This window comes from Brenneria corticis, assembly GCF_003115855.1.
Classification (GTDB): Bacteria; Pseudomonadota; Gammaproteobacteria; order Enterobacterales; family Enterobacteriaceae; genus Brenneria; species Brenneria corticis.
The window spans coordinates 309,678-329,641 of the sequence record NZ_KZ819071.1 but is presented as its reverse complement, the minus strand read 5'-3'; the positions used below and the strand labels follow the sequence as shown (position 1 = coordinate 329,641).

The following is a 19,964-nucleotide window of genomic DNA, read 5'->3' as shown; positions in this document are numbered from 1 at the left end:
CCGAAATCCACTGCCAAGTGGGTAGTACATTGGGTAGTACAATCGCTTTACAAGCCAAAATGTTCGTTTTATAACCTATGTACTACCCACTTTTTCGCGCAGGCCACGATTGACGGGCGCTGGCGGGATACCTTAGGGAGGCAGGACATGGGAAATCTGACCGTTAAAACCATACAGTCCATCCTGAAAGCAAGCCGTCCCGGACGATACAACGACGGTCAGGGACTATACCTTATGTTGCCGCAGCGCGGCGAACCTTACTGGATGCTGCGCTATACCCTGAACGCCAAACGCCGTTCGCTCACGCTGGGCAAACCGTCCGATCTGTCGCTGGCGGAAGCCCGCTCTCAGGCCGAAGACGCCCGCAGGAAGGTCAGGAAAGGCGACGATCCCATCGCCGAACGTAAACGCAATCACCCCGCCAGAATCCATACCGTCAACGATCTGTTTAACGACTGGAAACAGGATTTGGTGCGACGCCTTAAGCACCCGCATATCCCACAGCGGATCTTCGCCAGAGAGATCGCGCCACACATTGGCGAGCTGACGTTAGGCAAGGTCACACCGCTGGACATACGCGCCATCATCCAGCAAATCACCGCTAGCGGCAGGCCCTGCACCGCCAACGATGCGCTGATGTACCTGAAACAACTGTTTAATCACGGCATAAAACTTGGGCTTCTCGTCCATAACCCGGCGGCGGCGTTCAAGGTGGATGATGCGGGCGGCATTGAAAAAAGCCGCGACCGGGCGTTGAGTCTGGAAGAGTTGACGCAGGTTTTTCAGGTATTCCGCAACCAGAGCGACAGCTTCACTCGCGATAACTATCTGGCTTGCGCATTACTGATCGTGCTTGGCGTACGCAAAAGCGAACTGACCGAAGCCCAATGGGATGAATTTTCCCTCGAAGACGCAACGTGGGAACTGCCTGCGACAAGGAGCAAATCGGGCGTCGCCATTGTGATTCCCCTCCCCCCGCTGACGCTGGAATGGCTGCGTGAATTGAAGATACGCGCCTGCGGTTCAGCGTATGTATTCCCCAACCGCCGGGCCAGCGGTTCTCTGCATATGGGCAGCGATACCCTCAACCGGGCGATCGCCAAACTTTTCGGCCGCGAACCGGGAAGAAAAATTCAACCGCCCAATCGCATGGGTGAACTTGAACCGTTCACCGTACACGACCTGCGCCGCACCTGCCGCAGCCTGCTGGCCGCGTTAGGCGTTCCGGGTTATGTCGCCGAACGGTGCCTTAATCATAAGCTGAAAGGCGTTGAAGGCATTTACGATCGGTATGATTACTTTGAGGAACGGCGGGAAGCGCATTGTAAACTGGCCGACCTCGTTAAGCCGGTTATTGAGAACAACGATCTGCACAGCGCTTCGAACGAACAGAGCAATAACGCAGACAGGCGCTATTTTTTCGTAGGATGATAATTCAGAATGATTTCGGCAAGATCGTCTTCGACGGTATAAAAATAGCAGGCAGGAACATCAAGCACCGCCGCCAGTCGGCAGGCAAGATCAAAATCAGGCGTATGCACACCGCGCTCATATTGGTTCATCCGCGCGCTGGCCGTGGCTTCATCAATACCCGCCAGAACCCCAAGCCGCTGTTGCGACAGGCCCGCTCTTAGTCTGGCTTCTTTTAAACGATATGGCAGCATGAGGATCCCGACTTACACGATATATAAGCCGTAGTTTTCACGCTAACCTATTGAAAATATACTAAGCATTACTTAGCAATGCTTTCTCAACTACGCGTTTTTATTGCTTAAATCCAGAAAGGGGGAGATTTAAAAAGCGTCGGTCTTTTTCTGGCGGGCGTAAGTAAGGATGATTTCTGCTAAATCATCTTCAACGGTGTAAAAATAACTGGCAGGGATATTCAACACAGCGGCTAACCTGCACACCAGTTCAAAATCAGGCGTATGCACGCCGCGCTCATACTGATTCATCCGTGCGCTGGCCGTCGCCTCGTCGATACCGGCGAGCACACCAAGCTGCTGCTGCGATAAACCGGCTTTTAATCTGGCTTCCTTCAAACGATATGGCAGCATAAGAATCCCGACCGACTGGATAACCAGCGGTGATTTTCATGTCTGCCTGTTGAAAATGTACTAAGTATTACTTAGTATTGATATTGAAAAATTATTCTGTCTCTACGAGCAAGGAGGAAGCATGACTAACAAAATTGATATGCATCCGGCAGACATAATTGCCTCGTTACACAAGAAAAAGATAACGATGGCAGCGGTATCCCGGCAGGCAGGATTAAGCTCTTCAACGCTGGCGAACGTGCTTACCCGCCCTTGGCCGAAAGGCGAATTTCTGATCGCGGAGGCATTAGGTATTCATCCGTCGGAGATCTGGCCGAGCCGCTACTTCGATGAAAAAGGCAACCTGATTGAACGCCACAAGCAGATCAGAAAAAAATCCGCCTGACTTCCCCCATTTTCGCCCGACTTGCAGACGGATCGTGTTTTCCCCCACTAGAAAACGACGATCTGACGTTCAACCCCGTCAGCATGCGGTTTTTGGTCATTCTCCCCACCTGACTCCGCTATATACGTGGATAGTGGGGGAACCCGGTTTTTTGGGGCCGGGTACCCCCACCAGTACCACCCTGGTAACACTTATATTCCCCACCTCAGCGCCAATCTGATCTTTTTCCCTGGCTGGCGGGGTTACCTGAAGAACGTGAACTGATGGGCCAGCCAGGGGAAAGGGCCTACGCCGTTCTGCCGTAGACCTGCTGCACATACCGCCCGCGCCCGTCTCCATGCCCTAAATCCATCGATACCAGCGCGCTGGCTTCCCGGTATGGCTGCCGCCGACCTGTCGGGCCAGCGTCTGCATCTCCCGGCTTAAGCGTGACATTATGCTATCCCCCCATCCTCAATAACCTCTATTCTCCGGCGCACGGCGATTTACGGCACGGATTTACCGTGCCGCACTGAACAATACCTGCGCGCCGGAGCGGCAGCGGTTGAGGTATGACGGGGATATCGGTTATGCACTCGGTGCAGCCGCCTGCATCAGCAGGGTAATCCCCTCAGGCTGAAAGCCTGCCTCAGGTATCGGTTCAGTCCTCCTCTGATAAGTGGGTTGATGAGAATTGACGCAGAAAATGAGCGTCAGATGACAGGTCGCGCCGGAAAGCGCTGTGGTGTAAGGGCTGGCGCAGAGATCGTTAGCGGCGTCACTTGCAACGGCTTTGCGCCGTATGAAGTGACGCCGCTGCCTCATGGGTAAGCTAGGCTGAGGCAGCCCTAAGGCGTTGGGATAAGGGAGCTACCATCGCCGCAGCGATCTGGTAGCGAGGCGGGTTGGGAGTCGACCACACAGGTTGGTCCTGCGCGTTGCCTTGAAGGTCGTGGCAACATGGGAGTGCTGCGTGCAGCAGCGGTATAACACTGATAATTTACTGCGCCAAAATCCGTATATCAAGCGGCTAACGCGCTGCGCTTGTTGGCTCCTGAACGAAATACACCAAAGGCGTAATAAAAAAGCGTAAATTATGGTGAAACGCTATATTACAAACTAACCACATGAGCTAAGTTTCGGTGAAGTGTACTTTCTTCATGATGCCCCATTTTAGGTCGCGTTTTAACCAAATAACATCGTTAAGCGATGAGACTAAATTCAGGGTACTACATGAAAATCTGGAGATATAAAAATGTATAGGACCAAAATAGATGGATTTACATTATTATTTAACTGAGAGAAAAGTTAATGTAACATTCAAAAACATTTTACACTCAAACTTTGATAAATTAAAACCTCAGGCCATTATTTAATAGATTAATAAAAACATGATGCTAATTAGGTCGAATTTTTTACAACCATTCGACCATAATATATAAAGCTTATATTTATAATATTTTTAAAGCTTCTCTTTTGAAAGTCTCCATAATGGGATGACCTGAATTATTCAATGTTCTTAATGTTACATCGTACTTATTATAGAACTCCCTTACTAGACTAATAACCTCTTGTTTATGGGCTGGACTTAACCGACTGCTATGTTCACGTAAAAAATCACAATACTTTGTTGCTATTCTAAATGGATAATGTCTATTATCCTGTTCAATTATTAATGAATGTGCATATTTTAATTGATTAACCATATCTGTAGGTGTTTTCTGCAACCACGCACTTTCAATCAGTAGCCTTGCATATTGGCAATTTATCCAATCATAGTTATAACCTTTATGTCTTTTAGCTAATGAATACGCTGTTTCAATAAATCTCTCTGCTGTTGAGTGCTCAGAAGATGTAATTTTTGCAATCGCATACTGCAACCAAAAATGCTGATTGGTGGTATTATCCAAATAATTTTTCACTCTATCATAAAAATCTTCAATAATTACTGAATTTTTACTGCCAAATATTTTAAGCAAATTTGAATATATATTCAAATCTTTTGCTAAGAATTTAAATTTGGGTTCAAATGTACTATTCTTATCTAATCCAGCATAAATATTCACAATAAAATCGAGCATGCCAGCAGGATTTTTACTCACAAAAATATTTAGTAAATGCTTAGCTAAAATAGGATTTTTTAATATGTAATTCCCTTTAACATCCTTTTGTAAAACTTGAGATATAGCAGTATCTTTTAAAAATCCAACACTACCAATGCGTCTAACATTTAATAAAGTTTGTATATCTAAAGCATCCAACTCAAAATTTAAATAACTTGATAAAGAACATAGAATGACAACCTCTTCAAAATCTCGATTACTATTAATTTCATTTAAAAGAACAGCAATGCGTTCTTTAATTTGTGGAGCATCGAGGATATCTGACAAAATTAGTGAGAACTCTCCTCTCATTTTATTTTTTATATAATCAAGTTTTCCTTTCTTTGACATTGCCGACTTGTTTCCAAAAAGTCCGTTATTGTCAAGTATGTCTATAATATTTTTTATCTCCACATCTCGTAATTTATTAATATCTATTTCAGAAAAAATAATTACTTCGTCATCAAGATTTTCACAAAAAATCTCATGTAGCTCTGTCCTTGCAGTGAGGATGAGCTTAATGGTATCTTCGTTCATAGAATTTATAAGCTTAATACTTCTAAAGTTCCTTTGATAATTCTCTATAATAATTACAGGTTTTTTTTCTTTTTTAATCCACTCAATCTCTTCACTAGTAATTTCTTTCCCATCATTTAATTTAAATACAGTATATCCATGCTCAAGCAAATATTCAGTTGCTCCTTGAGAGAAAAGTGTTTTGCCATTTGCCATTTTAGAATGGATGACTACACTAGAATGATTTTTAAAATCAAAGGGAATATCGGTTATACCATCACGAAATATAAAATATCTACTTTCCTTATTCAGAATATCGTTTCTTATTACATCTTCCTTATATTTACCATAGAGAAGTAAATCAATCACATCATTCGTGACAGGAGCAATAAACTTTGCATCTCTTTCTATTTTTGAGATTGAAAGATAATTAGGCTCAACTTCTTCATGCTCCCAGTCAATTTCACTTTCCTTTTTTTCTAACTCTTTCAAAAAATTAGCAACTCCGATATTCACTATAACACCATACTTTTCAAGCTTTCTGATAACTCTTTTTGATGGTGATTCTTCCGTAATAAAAAATGTTTTCTCGCTAAACTCCGGATTTTCAATCAATATTTTTTCTATATCAATATCATAAACAGAATATCCAATAAATATTATTACTTTGGAATCCCTAAGATCAGTATTGAAAACCGTCTTCCATTTACTATCGACAAATATCTCCGTTAAATAGCTTGTTTCTGTTAATTTAAAATCAGAATTAAAATCCTTTAAATCCATTTTTTCCACAAATCCATTTATATGAATGCAGTTAGCTTTATTCGGAACTATTAGTGACGGACTATCCTTTATAACAAGGGGATTTATATCCTTGCAATTTTTTCTATAAGTATCTTCAATAACATTATCATAATTAGTCGTGTATAATCTACGCCATGGGACTTGAGAAAAAAACTTATAATCCTCAGTATAACTATATACATTAAACTTATCTAATATATATCTATATAGATTTTCCTTACCTAATTCATCAATAAATTCTTCCGATATTTCTTTTAATACGTAATCTTCATCATCATCGTACTCTAATTGAACCTTAAGATCTTTCGCAAGCTCATTCCCACTGGGAAATCCCTCTCCTTTTTTATTTCTTGCCTCATAACTAAATCCGGCACCTAAAAAAACAACAGCTTTTCCTTTGAAAGCCCAATATAATGCCTGAGTGAAATCCATAATAGCTCCCCAATAGTTTAATGAGTTTTAACAAGTTAAGTATATATTTAATTCAAAGAATCTGTTAACGCAATTAATTTTTTAATATTATAAAATACTGTTGATTTGATAACTTAAGGATTTTATTTCATTGTTAGAAATACCCATACCAGTACATATGAAGAATTAATCATTACATTCAATAGGTTATAATGAATAGTGCAGATTTATCAAGCATGTAATTCCAAACGGGTAGTACATCGGGTAGTAAACCATCGCAACCACAGACAAAATCATACTAACAATCTAATTTCTAATACCTTTTATTCATATTCAACAAACAGATCCAAAATATCGAATAACGTTTCACCCGATCCCGTGTTGTCTCACTCAGTCGCATCAGGATAAAAAGGCCATTGTAAATCATGGCCTTTTTTGTTTTATATAGTCTCATATCGTATCACTACAGCGCGTGTTTTGTGTGTACATAGACGTGTACATACTCGCATTTATGACACACGATTTATGTACACAGCCATGAGACAGGGTAAGCATGGCGAAACTGACAGACATACAAATCAGAGCATGGACAAAATCTGGTGAACGATGATATTGAAAAAGCCGTATTTGACCTTGTCGAAGGGTATAACGGCTACTGGTTTTGGTTACGTAAACGCTACCCATTGAAAAAGGAAACCGATCTGAATGCGGATTTCAGGATGGCGCCGGAAGACGCTGCCGAACTACTGGAAAACTATGCCGAAAAATTCTCTATCAATCCAAAAGAAATTGATTTCGATAAGTTTTTTCCACCCAATCTGAGCACACCGCATCAACCTCTAACAATCAGCATGTTGATCGAATCAGCGCGAGCCGGTCACTGGCTATACTGAAAGAGTAAACGCCTGAATTGATGGTGAAACGTTTTATAACTGCCGCCGACCTGGCGGGCAAGTATCAGCATTCCCCGGCTTAAGCGTGTATATGTTATCCCCCCTATCTTCAGTAACCTCTGTTCTCCGGCGCACGGCCAGGCCGCCGGGATGCTATACCTAGAAGTGAATGAAAGCGCTCTGTTCTGCGATCAAAAATGGGCAACGGCGATTTATCCTGGCCCGTTGCCTGATACCATTTCATAAAGGGGAATTCGAATGGAAAAACGAAAACTGGGTAATACCGGTCTCACTATCGCACCACTGGTATTCGGCGGTAATGTGTTTGGGTGGACAATCGATGAAAAGACCAGCTTTGACGTGCTGGACGCCTTCGTCGATCACGGTTTTAACGCGATTGATACTGCCGATGTCTATTCAGCCTGGGCGCCAGGCAACAAAGGCGGAGAGTCGGAAACCATTATTGGCAAATGGCTGAAGGCAAGACCGGGCGCGCGCGAAAAGGTGACGCTATTTACCAAAGTGGGCGCCGATTTAGGACAACCCGGTCAGAAGGGGCTGTCGGCACGCTGGATCGCCCAGGCCGTTGAAGACTCACTGAAACGGCTGGGCATTGACGCCATTGACCTCTATTTCTCGCACTGGCCCGACGCGGAAACGCCTTATGAGGAAACGCTGGGAGCGTATGAAAAACTTTTGAAAGCCGGGAAGGTGAAAGCGATCGGCGCGTCCAACCTCAATGCCAGCCAGTTGTCCGATGCGCTCCAGGCGGCCAGAAACGCGGGGCTGCCCAGCTATCAGGTGCTTCAGCCTGAATATAATCTTTACGATCGCGGCGCCTATGACGGCGCGTTGCGCGACCTGTGCATCAAAGAAGGACTTGGCGTGGTCACCTACTACAGTCTGGCCTCAGGTTTTCTTTCCGGTAAGTATCGCTCGAAGGACGATTTGTCGCAGTCCCGGCGCGGCGAGGGTGTGGCAAAATACCTGACTGAACGGGGGAGCGCGATCCTTAATACGCTTGATGCGGTATCCGCCCGTCAGAACGCCCGTCCAGCGGAAGTGGCGCTGGCATGGCTGATACAGCGCGAAGGCGTTACCGCGCCTATCGCCAGCGCCACAAGCACGGCCCAGATCGAAAGTTTTGCCAGAGCGGTCTCGCTGACGCTTTCCCGCGCGGATATTGCGGAGCTTGACGCGGCAAGCGCCTGAACCGACAGGAAACTCCAAGGTAATATATACCGTCATTTCGGGTTGCTGGCGCGCTGGCTTTCCTGTAACCCGAATGATTTAGCGTCATACCCTGCCCGCCCTCAATATATCGGGGTCGGGCGTAAAGGTTCACGATAAACCCGATATTTCCTCCAGTGGAACCATCCGCGTTTCAATACCAAAGAAAAACAAAATCAGCGCACAAAAAACCAGCAACATGCCTAATACAATAAATACCGTTATCGAATCGTAATGCGTTAATAGCGCCGCAACGCCATAAGGGGTAAAAACGGCGACAATGCGGCCGATCGCATTAACAAAACCAGAGCCGCGCAAACGCATATGCGTTGGCCATAGCTCGGGAATATACACCGCAGAGGAAAAACAGACGTACATATAAAGGAAAAAAATCATCACCAGACCACAGAAAATTATCGCCCATTCGTCTTTCTGGATAGCGTAGAAATACCCCAGTATCGCGATGATAATCAATAGACCTGAACCAAAAAGTTTACGTGGCAATTTATCGATGACTATTGCCGTAATAAAAATACCGGTAGGCGCGCCGATCATAATCACTGCGGTCATAAATATAGATTTTGTGACGTTGATACCTGAATTAACAAAAATCGTCGGGATCCAGACGGTTATGGTGTACAAAGAGATATTCATCGCCACCAAAACCGTTATTGCAACGAGCGTTCTTCGCAGCATTCCGCCCTTAAACAGCAGCCAAAATGAACCATTTTCAACGCAGCAATCGTGTTCATCCTGCGATATATGGCTGACCGTAAGCGTTATGTGTTTTTCCTGTTCGATCCGTTGTTCTATTTCCTGAAGGCTGGCTTCCGCCAGATCTTTCTTGCCTTTACCGGCTAACCATCTGGGTGATTCAATAAAAAATGACCCCGAGAAAAACCATGCGATCAGCATCCATAATCCCCCCAACAGGAACATAACCCGCCAGGAAAGCAGGGAAATAACCACGACGCCGATCGCGGCGGATATCATCGGCGCCCAATTTCCGACAAATGACAGCCTCGAGGACCATTTACCCCGTACATTGGGCGGGATAAATTCGGTAAAAGAGGCATAGCCAACCATGATAAGCGCACCCATGCCAATCCCCATCAGACAACGGAAGAAGATTAGCCAGTACATGTCAGGCACAAATGAGGCCGCGATCGCCGAAACCGCCACGATAAGCAGATTGATGCGAAAAGCTTTCCGCCTACCAAGACGATCTCCAATAAAACCGCCCGACAGCGAGCCAATAAAATAACCCAGCATCAGGGCCGATGTAAATGCGGCATTAAGATAGTTGTTTGACCAGCCGTTACTTACCAGTTTCGCCAGGACAACATTGCCGGAATAGCTCAGAAATCCGGTAATCAACAGACTAAAACCAATGATGCCAAATATTCGATAGTGTAATTTTGATAATGGCAGTCGGTCTAGCCTTGCTCCAATATTATTATAGTGTTCCATTATTCATGCCTCGAAATATTTCCTGGCGACAAACCATTAAATATCGCGGTGATGGCATAATGAAGCTAAGAATAAATATTCTTATTTCGGCATCATGGCTTTATTTATCGAGTTTGTAAGCAGGCGCAATTTCAAAGCAATCAATCATATTCAGGAGAGCCAGTAATCGTTATCGAAATATACCCGACATACTTCAGGTTGCAGACGCACTGGTCTTTCCGTAACCCGAATTATTAGAGTATATTATCTTATCAATAAACAAGCTGAATATTATTTTTGCTGCAAAAATCAACCCACTCTGCGCTAGGTTTTTTATCCGTTATGATATAATTTATGTGACTGAAATCGACTAACTGAACAAATGCTTTTCGGTCAAACTTAGAATGATCGATCAACAATGCCACTTCAGTAGCCTGCCTGACCATCGTTTTTTTTATTTCCGCTTCCGCCTCATTTGAATCAAGGGCGCCACTTTGCATATCAAGGCCTTTACAGCTCATAACCATAATATCAACATGATATTTACTGATAATCTCTTTAGTAATGCGCCCCTGCAATGAAAGCATATTTTTATTCAGTTCTCCCCCGGTTGAGACCACCTTAATCTCAGATTGCGCCAGCTCATGAAAGGCCTCGGCGGAATTCGTCAGCAATGTCAGATCACTTCTATCTTTCAGTAGCTTCAATAATTCCATCGCCGTGGTGCTGGAATCAGCGGCCATGGTGGTTTTATTCTTGATAAACGGTAACGCGTTAAGGGCAATAATCTGCTTTTCTTCAATAAAAGATTTAGCCCTTTTATAGAAATGAACATTTTCCGCCAGATTAGCACTGTTTAATATCGCGCCGCCGTAGGTTCGCGTAATAAAACCCTCAACCTCTAATTTTTCCAGATCCCGACGGATAGTTTCCTCTGTGACCTGAAAAATGCTGCTCAGATTGGTGACGGTTACTTTCTTATCATTCGTGACCATCTGCCTGATCGTCTGAAGTCTGTCTCTTGCTGCCACAGTTTATCCCTCTGTTTCCTTCAACAACATGATATTTATGTAGTATGTCATACGCCCTGTTTATTCTCAAAGGAATATGTTTGAATCACAGAATTATACATGTGTTTACATAGAAACAGAGAGGCCTATTATACCCGTCATACTTCAGGTTGCCGGGACACGCTGCCTTTGTTGTCCGGCCCCTCCATGGGTCTCGTTCGTAGAGGGTCAGCGCGTAGCGTTGTTCGACACGACAACGTTTTGTCCCGCCGACCGAATGATTTAATGTTGACTATCTAATGATTCGGCCATTTTTCTCATTAATGAGGCATCTGCATCGGTAAGGCGAATAGACGCGGCTTTCACATTTTCACGAACCTGCTCCGGCGTAGTGGCCCCACTGAGGATGGAAATCAAATCACTTTGTTTCAGAATCCAGGCCAGCGCCAGCGTCGGGATTGAGCAATGATACTTTTCACATAGCGGCCGCCATTCCTCAAGCATATCAACCACGCGAAGCATGTTCTCTTTCTGAAACCAGACCTTATTCGCGCGCGCGCCGGTGGGAATATAATCCCTGGCAATGGTGCCGGTCAGCAGACCTTGTTCAAGCGGGGAGTAGACCTGCAGAACAATGCCGTGCTGCTGACACAGGGGCAGCAAATCGTGTTCCAGTTGTCGATCCAACAGGCTGTATTTTGCCTGCACAATATCAAGATCGCCGTATTGTAAATAGCTATCGATATGGCCGACATCGACATTGGCCGCGCCAATAGACTTAATCTTACCTTCTTTTTTCAGCTCGTTCAGCGCCGCCATCGTCTCGGCGATGGGAGTAAAGAAAGGCGGCACCGATTGCCAATGGGTCATATAAATATCGATATAATCAATATTCAGACGCAGTAAGCTTTCTTCGACTTCCTTACGAATAGACTCCGGCGAAAGATTCTTATAAAGCTGACGATCGCCCACTTTGTTGAATAAACTCCCCTGACGCTCCCATACAATTCCGCACTTAGTCTCAATGATAATATCCTGGCGATGAATTGAACGAATAGCCTTGCCTGTGATCACTTCACTGTTGCCAAAGTTATACCCGGGCGCGGTATCAATTAGATTAATTCCACACGTATGCGCCTCAATAATGGTATCGATGCAGACCTGTAAATCAAGATCGCCATTCCATGCAGGCCCTCCCCCAATGGCCCACGTGCCTAAACCCATTTGCGAAATTTCCAGACCAGTTTTACCCAACGGTATCATTTTCATTGATTACTTTACCCTTCATATTCATCAAGCAATTGTTCGACGAAATTACGGTTCTTCACGCCCGCGGTCGCGCCAACGCCCAATACAGAAATCGCGGCAGTCGCGTTGGCAAATAATGCGCAGTCGCGCAATGCCTTCCCCTCCAGGATTCCCGTAATGAAGCCAGAAACAAAATTATCTCCGGCGCCAATGGTATCGATTGCCGTGATCCCCGGCACGGCCGGCACAACGAATCCGCCGTCGTCGTTTTTGATAAAACAGCCCCTCTTGCCTGTTTTGATAACGACCGTTTTAACCCCGCATGCCAGGAAACAATCCGCGATCCCATCAAGGTCGGTTTGGCCGGTGAGTAATTTCGCCTCATCGTAGTTTGGAAAAAGATAATCCACATAACCCAGCGCCTCACGAATATCCGCCAGACTTTCATTCAGCCGCGGTTTGATCATATCGGCGCAAATGATCAAATTATTTTCTTTTGCTTTGGTAAAAATATTCACCAGCGCCTGACCATCTAATAATGGGCTATTAAAAATACTGGCCAGCGAGAGCAGTTTTACCTGTTCGAAACGCGAGAAATCCACATCCGCGATATTTAGCTTCCACAGGCTGCCGTTCCTGTTAGTGACGAAGGTACGTTCGCCGTCGGGAGTCACCAGCCCGACATTTATCGACGTATCGATCGCGTCATCCTGTTTAACGCTTTGAATATCGATCCGTTCTTTTCGGCAGCAGTCCAGAATAAAGTTCCCGGCGGCATCATCGCCTATTCGACTGTTTAACGCCGTTTTATGCCCCAGGCGTGAGATGATGATGGCTTCATTTATGGCATCCCCTCCTGTCGTCATTGCGATCCGCTCCAGCGGGTAAGAGTCAACGTCAAAGATGTTTTTACTCACGGGCTGTAAAGGAATATCGACAAGAGCGGCACCGATGCAAATAACGTCAATATCGTCCATAGTGACTATTCCGCTTTGCCATCAGAACCAAACAGTCTGATTTTTTCTAACGCCCTTTCCTTTACCGCTTTGCGAACTTCGCGCTCAAGATGTAAAAAAGGCTGATGCAGGTTCTCTTTCACCGCCGTCATGGCTGCCTGGCATAACTCGGTATGGATATTGATTTTGGCGATCCCGAGAGAGATAGCCTTTCGGATATCCGCGTCGCTAATTCCTGACGCGCCATGAAGAACCAGAGGAACCGCGACGGCGTCGCGCACTTTTTCAACCACGTCAAAATTCAGCCGGGGTGACGAAGTATAAACGCCGTGCTGGTTGCCAATCGCCACCGCCAGAGAATCACAGCCGGTGCGTTCGACAAACTCCGCCGCCTGATTAGGATCGGTGTAATGATATCCCGCCAGCGCTTCTTCATACACCGTCTCATTTCCCACATGGCCGAGTTCCGCCTCCACGGGAATGCCGAGCGGATGAAAATAATCGACGGCCTCTTTGGTTAAACGAATATTTTCTTCAAAGTCAAACGCCGAAGCATCCCTCATTAATGAATTCATGCCGTGAACCCAGGCGTTATGAATGATTTCCAAACTCCGCCCATGGTCCCAGTGCGTGATAACCGGCACGCTGCTTTTTTTCGCCATGGATACCATCATATGAGAAAAGTCTTCAAACGATGTATTACCGACAAATCCCGTGCCGAAAGAAATAATCACCGGAGATTTCGATTCTTCCGCCGCGTCGATTACTCCCATCAACATTTCCGCATTCCAGACATTAAAGTGTGCGATTGCATACTGATTCTTTTGCGCATCACTTTCCCAATACTTAATATCTGCGAGCATAATATTCATTCTCTCTCTGTAGTTAGTCGGTTACTTTAATAACGCCTTTAATCATTTCACGTTTGTTATTCACAGATTCTTCGAAGGCCGTTTGCACATTCTGGTAATCATAGATATGCGTGACCATCGACTTAACATCGAATTTCCCGGAAGAGATGGCTTCAATGGTAATCGGGTAACAGTTTGCGTAGCGGAATACCGTTTGAATCGTCACTTCCCGATTTATTTTCAGGAAATTAATCGCAGAATCGCCCGGCACCGTGCCAACGATCATGATTTTTCCGCCGCGCATCACCAAATAAGGCGCCTGTTTAACCGTGATCGGCGATCCCGCCGTTTCGAAGACAATATCCGCCCCGAGCTCGCCTGATAGTTCATTACAACGTTCAGGCGTATTCTCTTTGGCGCCATTAACGACCGCCGAGGCGCCAAGCTGTTCCGCCATCGCCAGCCGTTTCTCCAGCACATCCACCACTATAATGTCTGACGCGCCCAGGTAGCGGCAGGCTTGTAATGTCATCAGGCCGATGCAGCCCGCCCCTAAAATAACGATCTTTTTCCCCGGTCTGACATCCGCCAACATCGCGGCGTGGATGCCCACTGCCGCCGGCTCGACCAGCGCGCCTTCCATCGTGTCCATATTCTCCGGCAACTTATAGGTAAAGCTTTCCGGATGGCACAGATAATGCGTTAAAGCGCCCCGATAATTTGGCTGGGTCGCCATAAAATCGACGTCGGGACAAATGTTGTATTTTCCTTCCAGGCAATAACAGCATTTGCCGCAAGGCACGCCGGGTTCGATGTTCACTTTGTCGCCAGGCTTAAATTTTCTGGCGGCGCGCCCAACCGCCACTACGGTTCCCGCGCATTCATGACCCAGTCCGATTTCCTGATTGGGATCTTTTGGCGGAATAAACGGGCCTGATTCAAAACCGTGGACATCCGAACCGCATATGCCGACATATTCCACTTTAATAAGCACTTCATCATCTTTAGGCACGGGAACGTCAGCAGCGATAATTTTCATGGTTCCGGGCGTTTTTAATATTGCTTTAGAATTTTGCATCATGAATTCCTGTCAGTTGTTCTTATTTACTGGTCACAGTGTTCATACCAATGCTTTCGACCGAGGCACCTTTTGTTTCAATACCAATCATGGCTATCGCCGCGGCGACAATAATGGAAACCGCCCCCAGAAGAATGAATACAGCGGTCACGCCATAGCCGCTTAGTAAAACGGCGACGGCATAAGGCGCAGCGATACCGCTGATTCTGCCAACGGCATTGGCGAGTCCCGATCCTCTTAATTTTGCTTCGGTAGGCCATATTTCCGGGACATACACGGCGGAGGCATAACACACATACATATAAACAAAGGTGATCAGGAAAAAGCCGATGACCGTAATCATGAGCATGCTGGTTTGCAGCGAATAAATATAACCCAGTACGGCAATCAGAATTAAAAGTCCGATCCCCATGGTCTTTCTTGGAATTTTATCCATCACCAGCATGGCAATAAAGATACCGAAAGGCGCACCGAACATACTCATCGTATTTAGAACAATCGAATCTTTTAAATTGATGCCCTGGGTCATAAATATTGTCGGCAGCCAGTTTATCAGCGTATATTGCACGACGTTCATGGCGATAAGGACAAAGGACCCAAGGATCACCCGTTTTAATAAAGCGCCTTTCAGCAGCGCTAAATAGGGGACGGCCTTAGGTTGCCGCTCGTCATCCGCGATGACGACGGGAGGCAAGGGCTTTCCGGTTTGCCGGACGACTCGCGCTTCGATATCCTGCATTACGGCTTCAGCGTCCTGATATCGTCCTCTGGCTTCCAGCCAGCGCGGTGACTCCGGGAAATACCGATACGCAAACCAGGTGGCGATCAGCGACAGGAATGCAGGGATGAGCAGTTGTACTCGCCAGTTCCACTCGGCGCTGACGAGTGGCGTCAGCGCCATAGCGATTAAAGAGCAGACGGGATAGGACCAGTTGCCAATAAACGACACGCGGCTGGACCAGGTTCCTCTGTTCCGGCCGGGCATATATTCCGTGTATCCGGCAAATAACGTCACCAGTAACGCGCCGAGGCCAAACCCCATGACAAAACGGCAGGCAATCAGAAAATCCATATTAGGTGAGAACGCCCCGATAACCATTGAGGCAATATGGATGACTTCATAGAGGATAAACGCTTTTTTACGGCCAATTTTATCCCCGATAATTCCGCCGATTAATGCTCCTGCAAACATCCCCGCCGTCGTTATTGCGGAGAAAGCCGCGGTAGTTGAATTATCTGTCCAACCCAGATCTTTAAGCTGCGCTAATATCAATCCGCCAACGGCATTACTCCAGCAAACGAGCAAACCAAAAGAAACCATGCCAAACATATTATAATGCCATCGGCTATCCGGCAGTCGGTCAAGCCTTGCCCCGCAGTGAGGCTTTTTTATTTGTTCCATGTGATCAATTTCCTTGTGCAAAAAAGGAATTCACGCTGATTTATTCATTAAAGTCGTAAGTCATAATGACTTTAATTGCCGTTTTATCGACCATGGCATCAAACCCTTTTCGCCATTGCGAAAGTCCGATGCGATGCGTAATCATCGGTTTCACTTTAATGGAGCCTGAGGCCAATAAGCGGATGGCGTTTCGCCAGGAGGTTGAATCATATGCCATATGGCCAATGATGCTTTTGTTCCACGCGGTAATATCATTAATGGAGAAATCGAGAGGTTTGAACCCCATGCCGACGCGCACGACTTCGCCGTTGGGCCGCAGCATTTCAATAGACTGTTTAAGTGCAATATTGGCGCCGGAGCACTCAATCACTAAACCAAGATTATCTTTGCCGCAGATTTCCTGACACCGGGCCACCACATCCTCTTTTGAACCGTTCACGACCGCCGTGGCGCCTAACGCTTTGGCGACCGGGAACCTGACGCTCACATCGTCATCCAGGCCAACCACAACAATATTGACCGCCCCCATAATGCGGGCCATCTGCACGGAAAATAAGCCGAGCGGACCGGTACCGATGACAACGACGTCCTGCCCCGGAAGGAATTTGGACTGCTGAGCAATCGACTTATAAGCGTTGCAGATCGGATCAAGCACGGCGGCGTCTTCATAATCGATGCCTTGGGGAATTTCCCACAGCGCGTGACGATGAATTTTTAAAATTTCGCCGGGCACCAGGCAGTATTTCGAAAAGCCGCCGCCCCATTTATTATTATCCAGGCCGAGGTTGACTTTTTCTGTGCAACACAGAAAATCACCCTGCTCACAGGCCGGACAGACGCCGCAAACGTGCCCGCTGTTGTCTGATACGACGCGCTGTCCAACTTTCCAGTCTTTGACGTTGTCTCCGACGCTGACAATCCGCCCCGCGAATTCATGCCCTCTGATGGAATTGAACTCATCAGAGCCGCTATCGACGTTGTAATGTTTCATATCAGCACCGCAAATGGCTGCGGCTTTAACTTCAATAACAACGTCATCAGGGCCGCATACCGGCTCCGGTACATCAATCATTTTGTAACCGCCGAAGGCTTTCCCAAAACGCGCTAATGCTTTCATCGCTTTCCCCTTTGCGTTTATTTTTTTCAATCATTGGCGCTAATCTTTCTACATGAGGTAGTTTGGTGTCAACGCAAAATGTGTATAACAAAGATTTTTATCTGCATTTCAAAGACTGGATCACAAAATCGTGATTACCATTACGGGGGAGCATGGTTGAAAATAAATTAAAAACAAAAAGTTAAATCATTCAGGCAGGGAGTGGCGAAAAATATGGCGATCTCACCCCGCTTTCGATCACGGCGGGAAACAGGCTTCCGTGATGAAAAACAGATGGATAGACCGACTCGTCAGAGAACATGGGGCCGTATTCTTCATGGGTCTGGCCGATGCACGGGCAGAGGGTGCTGGTGGCTAGCGGATCGTCCGCAGCTGCGTCCAGTTGTAATTCGATAGCACCAGCTTAAGCCGGCCATGAACTGAGCCGTAGCGCTGATGCCGCTGGGCAATGAAAAACTGACGAAATGCTTCCGGCAACCGCTGCGCCCGGTATCTTAGCAGCGTGCTGTGCCAAAAGGGCGCAGGAAGCGGAGTATTGGCGTGACGGTTTCTGAGCGCTTCCTGCCACGAGGAGGCCAGCAACGAAGACGCCAGCTGGTGACGGGCGGCGATGCTCTCTTTATCAGGGATACCCGCCAGTAGCAATTGCCCGGGCAAGGCGACCAGTCTTAGGTCTGATATCCGCACCGTTTTTCCCTCATATTCCTGCCAGAGGGATTGCAGTTCAGAAAAATTATCGGGTTGTCGATCCGGCGAATAAATCTGCTGCGTTATCGGCAAAAAAGTAAAATGTAAGCCGTAAACGGGCATCACGTCAGCCAGCGGATCGTTTCCGGCCAGTTCGTCGAGCTGCGCCAGCAGGCGGCGAATATCCGGCGTGGCGGGCGGCTGAAAACCGCTGGTGAACGCCAGCCTGGACGTGTCGTAATAGTGCCCTTTCATGAGCTCACCGATGCCCGACTGCTTTTCCCACTGTTGCAGCGTTGCTTCACTGGTTGAATGATAAAGATCCTGAAGAATATCGGGTGGCATGGCGTAGCCTGGGCTGGCAAGTATGTTTATAGCCGCTACCCTACAATGTCTTAACGGCCTCTTTCAAGCCTTTGCCCAAACAGCGCCGGGGAACGGGAAGGATATCCGCCTTTGAGTTATGGCGATGCGCCTGCAGCAAAGCAGAGTGAACGACATTGCTGAGCCGGCCTGCCACGGCTAATAAAATATCTCTCATTTATTCATATAGATACGATGAAAAACCGCTCATCTTCTCGTCAGAACGCGGTCTAAAAGGAAATTATTTTTTATGGGGCAACGATCACGGAATATATTTTTCAAACCCTGCAGACTCCCCCGTAAGTTGGACAGATGTTATACATCTGTTTTTTTATCCCCCCAATTGCACACGAGTGCAATCAGGAAAAAGGGAAGAAATTGAACAATGCGACGCGCCGGCGGCCTGAAGTATGACGGGGCCCGATCGCGGGTAGCCAGCGGTCATCCGGTGGATGCTGCGGCACGATCCTGGAGGAAAAATAAAATTTAAATTTCGTAAAAGGAACAGAAAATGAAAAAAATCATCCATCAGGATATGGAACAGCGCTATCAACTGGCACGGCAGGTTGCGCAGCTTGGCGCAAAACGCGCCTGGGATTTTTACCGGAACCGCCATCAGCTTCTGGTCGAACATAAAGGCAACGACTTACAGGATGTGGTCAGTATGGCCGATCGGCTGGTGGAAGAACTGATTAAGGGAACGATCGCCGAACATTTCCCGGATGATGACATTCTTGGCGAAGAAACCGGCGGCGGAGATGAAACGGCCCGTTGCATCTGGGTGGTGGATCCGATTGATGGCACCAGTTGCTTTCTTAACGGTCTGCATACCTGGTGCGTATCCATCGGCGTGATTATGAACGGCGAGCCGGTTATCGGCGTGGTATGCGACCCCAATCATCAGGAACTGTTTCACGCCTGCAAGGGTCAGGGCGCGTTCGTCAATGACGCGCCGATCCATGTGCATCCGGGTAAAGACGTGCGCGACGGCGTGACCGGCGTGGGAACCTCGCACCGCGTTACGCCGGAAGATTTCGTGCCGTTTTTGAGCAACCTGCTGCATGCCGGCGGGATGTTTATCCGCAGCGGCTCCGGGGCGCTGATGACGGCGCAGGTGGCGGCTGGCCGGCTGATTGGCTATTACGAACCGCACATGAATGCGTGGGACAGCCTGCCCGGCCTGGTGCTGGTTCAGGAGGCGGGCGGCGTCGCCAGTGATTTTCTCAGTCACCACGGTCTGATTAACGGCAATCCGCTGTTACTGGCCAACGCACAAGTATATCAGCAATTAAAACAATTTATTCCCAAACGCCGCGCCGAATAAGGCGCATGACTGAAACTGATTTCATTCTGATAATGTACTCAACAGTTAATGGTCGTTAGTGATGACATATTTTAAATAATTCGCGTTGCAGGACAACATCAG

General features: G+C 46.9%; 18 protein-coding genes. 5 read left to right on the top strand and 13 right to left on the bottom strand.

Going from position 1 to position 19,964, the window contains the following annotated elements; all coding sequences use genetic code 11:
* Window positions 1–147: 147 nt before the first annotated feature.
* A complete protein-coding gene (locus tag DDT56_RS01515) occupies window positions 148–1,431 on the top strand; it encodes a tyrosine-type recombinase/integrase (protein ID WP_136164740.1) in 1,284 nt (427 codons plus the stop codon).
* On the opposite strand, the gene DDT56_RS01510 is transcribed toward DDT56_RS01515, so the two are convergent.
* Window positions 1,413–1,664, bottom strand: a complete 252-nt coding sequence (locus DDT56_RS01510; protein ID WP_136164739.1) for a helix-turn-helix transcriptional regulator — start codon at window positions 1,662–1,664, stop codon at window positions 1,413–1,415. The two genes, DDT56_RS01515 and DDT56_RS01510, sit on opposite strands and share 19 nt — an antisense overlap.
* Window positions 1,665–1,793: 129 nt before the next feature.
* Window positions 1,794–2,057, bottom strand: coding sequence for a helix-turn-helix domain-containing protein (locus DDT56_RS01505; protein WP_136164738.1), 264 nt, complete (start codon window positions 2,055–2,057; stop codon window positions 1,794–1,796).
* Between the two features lie 121 nt (window positions 2,058–2,178).
* Between DDT56_RS01505 and DDT56_RS01500 the strand changes: the two genes are divergently transcribed.
* On the top strand, window positions 2,179–2,442 hold the full coding sequence (locus tag DDT56_RS01500; RefSeq protein WP_136164737.1) for a helix-turn-helix domain-containing protein: 264 nt from the start codon (window positions 2,179–2,181) through the stop codon (window positions 2,440–2,442).
* 342 nt (window positions 2,443–2,784) lie between these two features.
* On the opposite strand, the gene DDT56_RS25040 is transcribed toward DDT56_RS01500, so the two are convergent.
* Together DDT56_RS25040 and DDT56_RS01495 are read right to left on the bottom strand one after the other, a co-directional pair.
* Window positions 2,785–2,877 (bottom strand): phage integrase N-terminal domain-containing protein, encoded by a 93-nt coding sequence (locus tag DDT56_RS25040; protein ID WP_335341466.1) that lies wholly within the window; start codon window positions 2,875–2,877, stop codon window positions 2,785–2,787.
* Window positions 2,878–3,872: 995 nt separating this feature from the next.
* The gene (locus DDT56_RS01495) at window positions 3,873–6,275 is read right to left on the bottom strand and encodes an SIR2 family protein (protein WP_136164736.1); all 2,403 of its coding nucleotides are present in this window, start codon (window positions 6,273–6,275) and stop codon (window positions 3,873–3,875) included.
* 575 nt (window positions 6,276–6,850) lie between these two features.
* On the opposite strand from DDT56_RS01495, the gene DDT56_RS01490 reads away from it, so the two are divergent.
* Both DDT56_RS01490 and DDT56_RS01485 read left to right on the top strand, forming a co-directional pair.
* Window positions 6,851–7,147 (top strand): DUF1493 family protein, encoded by a 297-nt coding sequence (locus DDT56_RS01490; protein ID WP_136164735.1) that lies wholly within the window; start codon window positions 6,851–6,853, stop codon window positions 7,145–7,147.
* A 258-nt stretch (window positions 7,148–7,405) separates the two neighbouring features.
* Window positions 7,406–8,359, top strand: a complete 954-nt coding sequence (locus tag DDT56_RS01485; RefSeq protein ID WP_136164734.1) for an aldo/keto reductase — start codon at window positions 7,406–7,408, stop codon at window positions 8,357–8,359.
* Window positions 8,360–8,488: 129 nt separating this feature from the next.
* Here DDT56_RS01485 and DDT56_RS01480 read toward each other — a convergent pair whose 3' ends face one another.
* The 9 genes from DDT56_RS01480 to DDT56_RS01440 all read right to left on the bottom strand — a co-directional run bounded on the left by DDT56_RS01480 (window position 8,489) and on the right by DDT56_RS01440 (window position 18,520).
* Window positions 8,489–9,847: an MFS transporter gene (locus DDT56_RS01480; protein ID WP_136164733.1), complete on the bottom strand. Its 1,359-nt coding sequence runs from the start codon at window positions 9,845–9,847 to the stop codon at window positions 8,489–8,491.
* Between the two features lie 251 nt (window positions 9,848–10,098).
* Complete coding sequence (locus tag DDT56_RS01475; RefSeq protein ID WP_136164732.1) at window positions 10,099–10,857, bottom strand: DeoR/GlpR family DNA-binding transcription regulator; 759 nt, start codon at window positions 10,855–10,857, stop codon at window positions 10,099–10,101.
* A gap of 261 nt (window positions 10,858–11,118) precedes the next feature.
* Window positions 11,119–12,105 carry an NADH-dependent methylglyoxal reductase gene (ydjG, locus tag DDT56_RS01470; protein WP_136164731.1) on the bottom strand — a complete coding sequence of 329 codons (987 nt, stop codon included), beginning with the start codon at window positions 12,103–12,105 and terminating at the stop codon, window positions 11,119–11,121.
* A gap of 8 nt (window positions 12,106–12,113) precedes the next feature.
* Window positions 12,114–13,061 carry a carbohydrate kinase family protein gene (locus tag DDT56_RS01465; RefSeq protein WP_136164730.1) on the bottom strand — a complete coding sequence of 316 codons (948 nt, stop codon included), beginning with the start codon at window positions 13,059–13,061 and terminating at the stop codon, window positions 12,114–12,116.
* 5 nt (window positions 13,062–13,066) lie between these two features.
* Window positions 13,067–13,903, bottom strand: a complete 837-nt coding sequence (locus tag DDT56_RS01460; protein WP_136164832.1) for a ketose-bisphosphate aldolase — start codon at window positions 13,901–13,903, stop codon at window positions 13,067–13,069.
* A 22-nt stretch (window positions 13,904–13,925) separates the two neighbouring features.
* Window positions 13,926–14,969, bottom strand: coding sequence for an NAD(P)-dependent alcohol dehydrogenase (locus DDT56_RS01455; RefSeq protein ID WP_136164831.1), 1,044 nt, complete (start codon window positions 14,967–14,969; stop codon window positions 13,926–13,928).
* 22 nt (window positions 14,970–14,991) lie between these two features.
* A complete protein-coding gene (locus DDT56_RS01450; protein ID WP_136164729.1) occupies window positions 14,992–16,371 on the bottom strand; it encodes an MFS transporter in 1,380 nt (459 codons plus the stop codon).
* A gap of 40 nt (window positions 16,372–16,411) precedes the next feature.
* Window positions 16,412–17,488: a zinc-binding dehydrogenase gene (locus DDT56_RS01445; RefSeq protein WP_136164728.1), complete on the bottom strand. Its 1,077-nt coding sequence runs from the start codon at window positions 17,486–17,488 to the stop codon at window positions 16,412–16,414.
* A 354-nt stretch (window positions 17,489–17,842) separates the two neighbouring features.
* Window positions 17,843–18,520, bottom strand: a complete 678-nt coding sequence (locus DDT56_RS01440) for a hypothetical protein (protein ID WP_136164727.1) — start codon at window positions 18,518–18,520, stop codon at window positions 17,843–17,845.
* Window positions 18,521–19,049: 529 nt separating this feature from the next.
* Here DDT56_RS01440 and DDT56_RS01435 point away from each other — a divergent pair.
* Window positions 19,050–19,862, top strand: a complete 813-nt coding sequence (locus DDT56_RS01435; protein ID WP_136164726.1) for an inositol monophosphatase family protein — start codon at window positions 19,050–19,052, stop codon at window positions 19,860–19,862.
* Window positions 19,863–19,964: the final 102 nt, after the last annotated feature.

What these genes read in the sequence shown, in the direction of transcription:
- DDT56_RS01435 (WP_136164726.1), top strand. Translation starts at nt 19,050, where the DNA reads ATGAAAAAAATCATCCATCAGGATATGGAACAGCGCTATCAACTGGCA.
- DDT56_RS01495 (WP_136164736.1), bottom strand. Translation starts at nt 6,275, where the DNA reads ATGGATTTCACTCAGGCATTATATTGGGCTTTCAAAGGAAAAGCTGTT.
- DDT56_RS01440 (WP_136164727.1), bottom strand. Translation starts at nt 18,520, where the DNA reads ATGCCACCCGATATTCTTCAGGATCTTTATCATTCAACCAGTGAAGCA.
- DDT56_RS01485 (WP_136164734.1), top strand. Translation starts at nt 7,406, where the DNA reads ATGGAAAAACGAAAACTGGGTAATACCGGTCTCACTATCGCACCACTG.
- DDT56_RS01445 (WP_136164728.1), bottom strand. Translation starts at nt 17,488, where the DNA reads ATGAAAGCATTAGCGCGTTTTGGGAAAGCCTTCGGCGGTTACAAAATG.
- DDT56_RS01510 (WP_136164739.1), bottom strand. Translation starts at nt 1,664, where the DNA reads ATGCTGCCATATCGTTTAAAAGAAGCCAGACTAAGAGCGGGCCTGTCG.
- ydjG (WP_136164731.1), bottom strand. Translation starts at nt 12,105, where the DNA reads ATGAAAATGATACCGTTGGGTAAAACTGGTCTGGAAATTTCGCAAATG.
- DDT56_RS01450 (WP_136164729.1), bottom strand. Translation starts at nt 16,371, where the DNA reads ATGGAACAAATAAAAAAGCCTCACTGCGGGGCAAGGCTTGACCGACTG.
- DDT56_RS01515 (WP_136164740.1), top strand. Translation starts at nt 148, where the DNA reads ATGGGAAATCTGACCGTTAAAACCATACAGTCCATCCTGAAAGCAAGC.
- DDT56_RS01465 (WP_136164730.1), bottom strand. Translation starts at nt 13,061, where the DNA reads ATGGACGATATTGACGTTATTTGCATCGGTGCCGCTCTTGTCGATATT.
- DDT56_RS01460 (WP_136164832.1), bottom strand. Translation starts at nt 13,903, where the DNA reads ATGCTCGCAGATATTAAGTATTGGGAAAGTGATGCGCAAAAGAATCAG.
- DDT56_RS01480 (WP_136164733.1), bottom strand. Translation starts at nt 9,847, where the DNA reads ATGGAACACTATAATAATATTGGAGCAAGGCTAGACCGACTGCCATTA.
- DDT56_RS01455 (WP_136164831.1), bottom strand. Translation starts at nt 14,969, where the DNA reads ATGCAAAATTCTAAAGCAATATTAAAAACGCCCGGAACCATGAAAATT.
- DDT56_RS01505 (WP_136164738.1), bottom strand. Translation starts at nt 2,057, where the DNA reads ATGCTGCCATATCGTTTGAAGGAAGCCAGATTAAAAGCCGGTTTATCG.
- DDT56_RS25040 (WP_335341466.1), bottom strand. Translation starts at nt 2,877, where the DNA reads ATGTCACGCTTAAGCCGGGAGATGCAGACGCTGGCCCGACAGGTCGGC.
- DDT56_RS01500 (WP_136164737.1), top strand. Translation starts at nt 2,179, where the DNA reads ATGACTAACAAAATTGATATGCATCCGGCAGACATAATTGCCTCGTTA.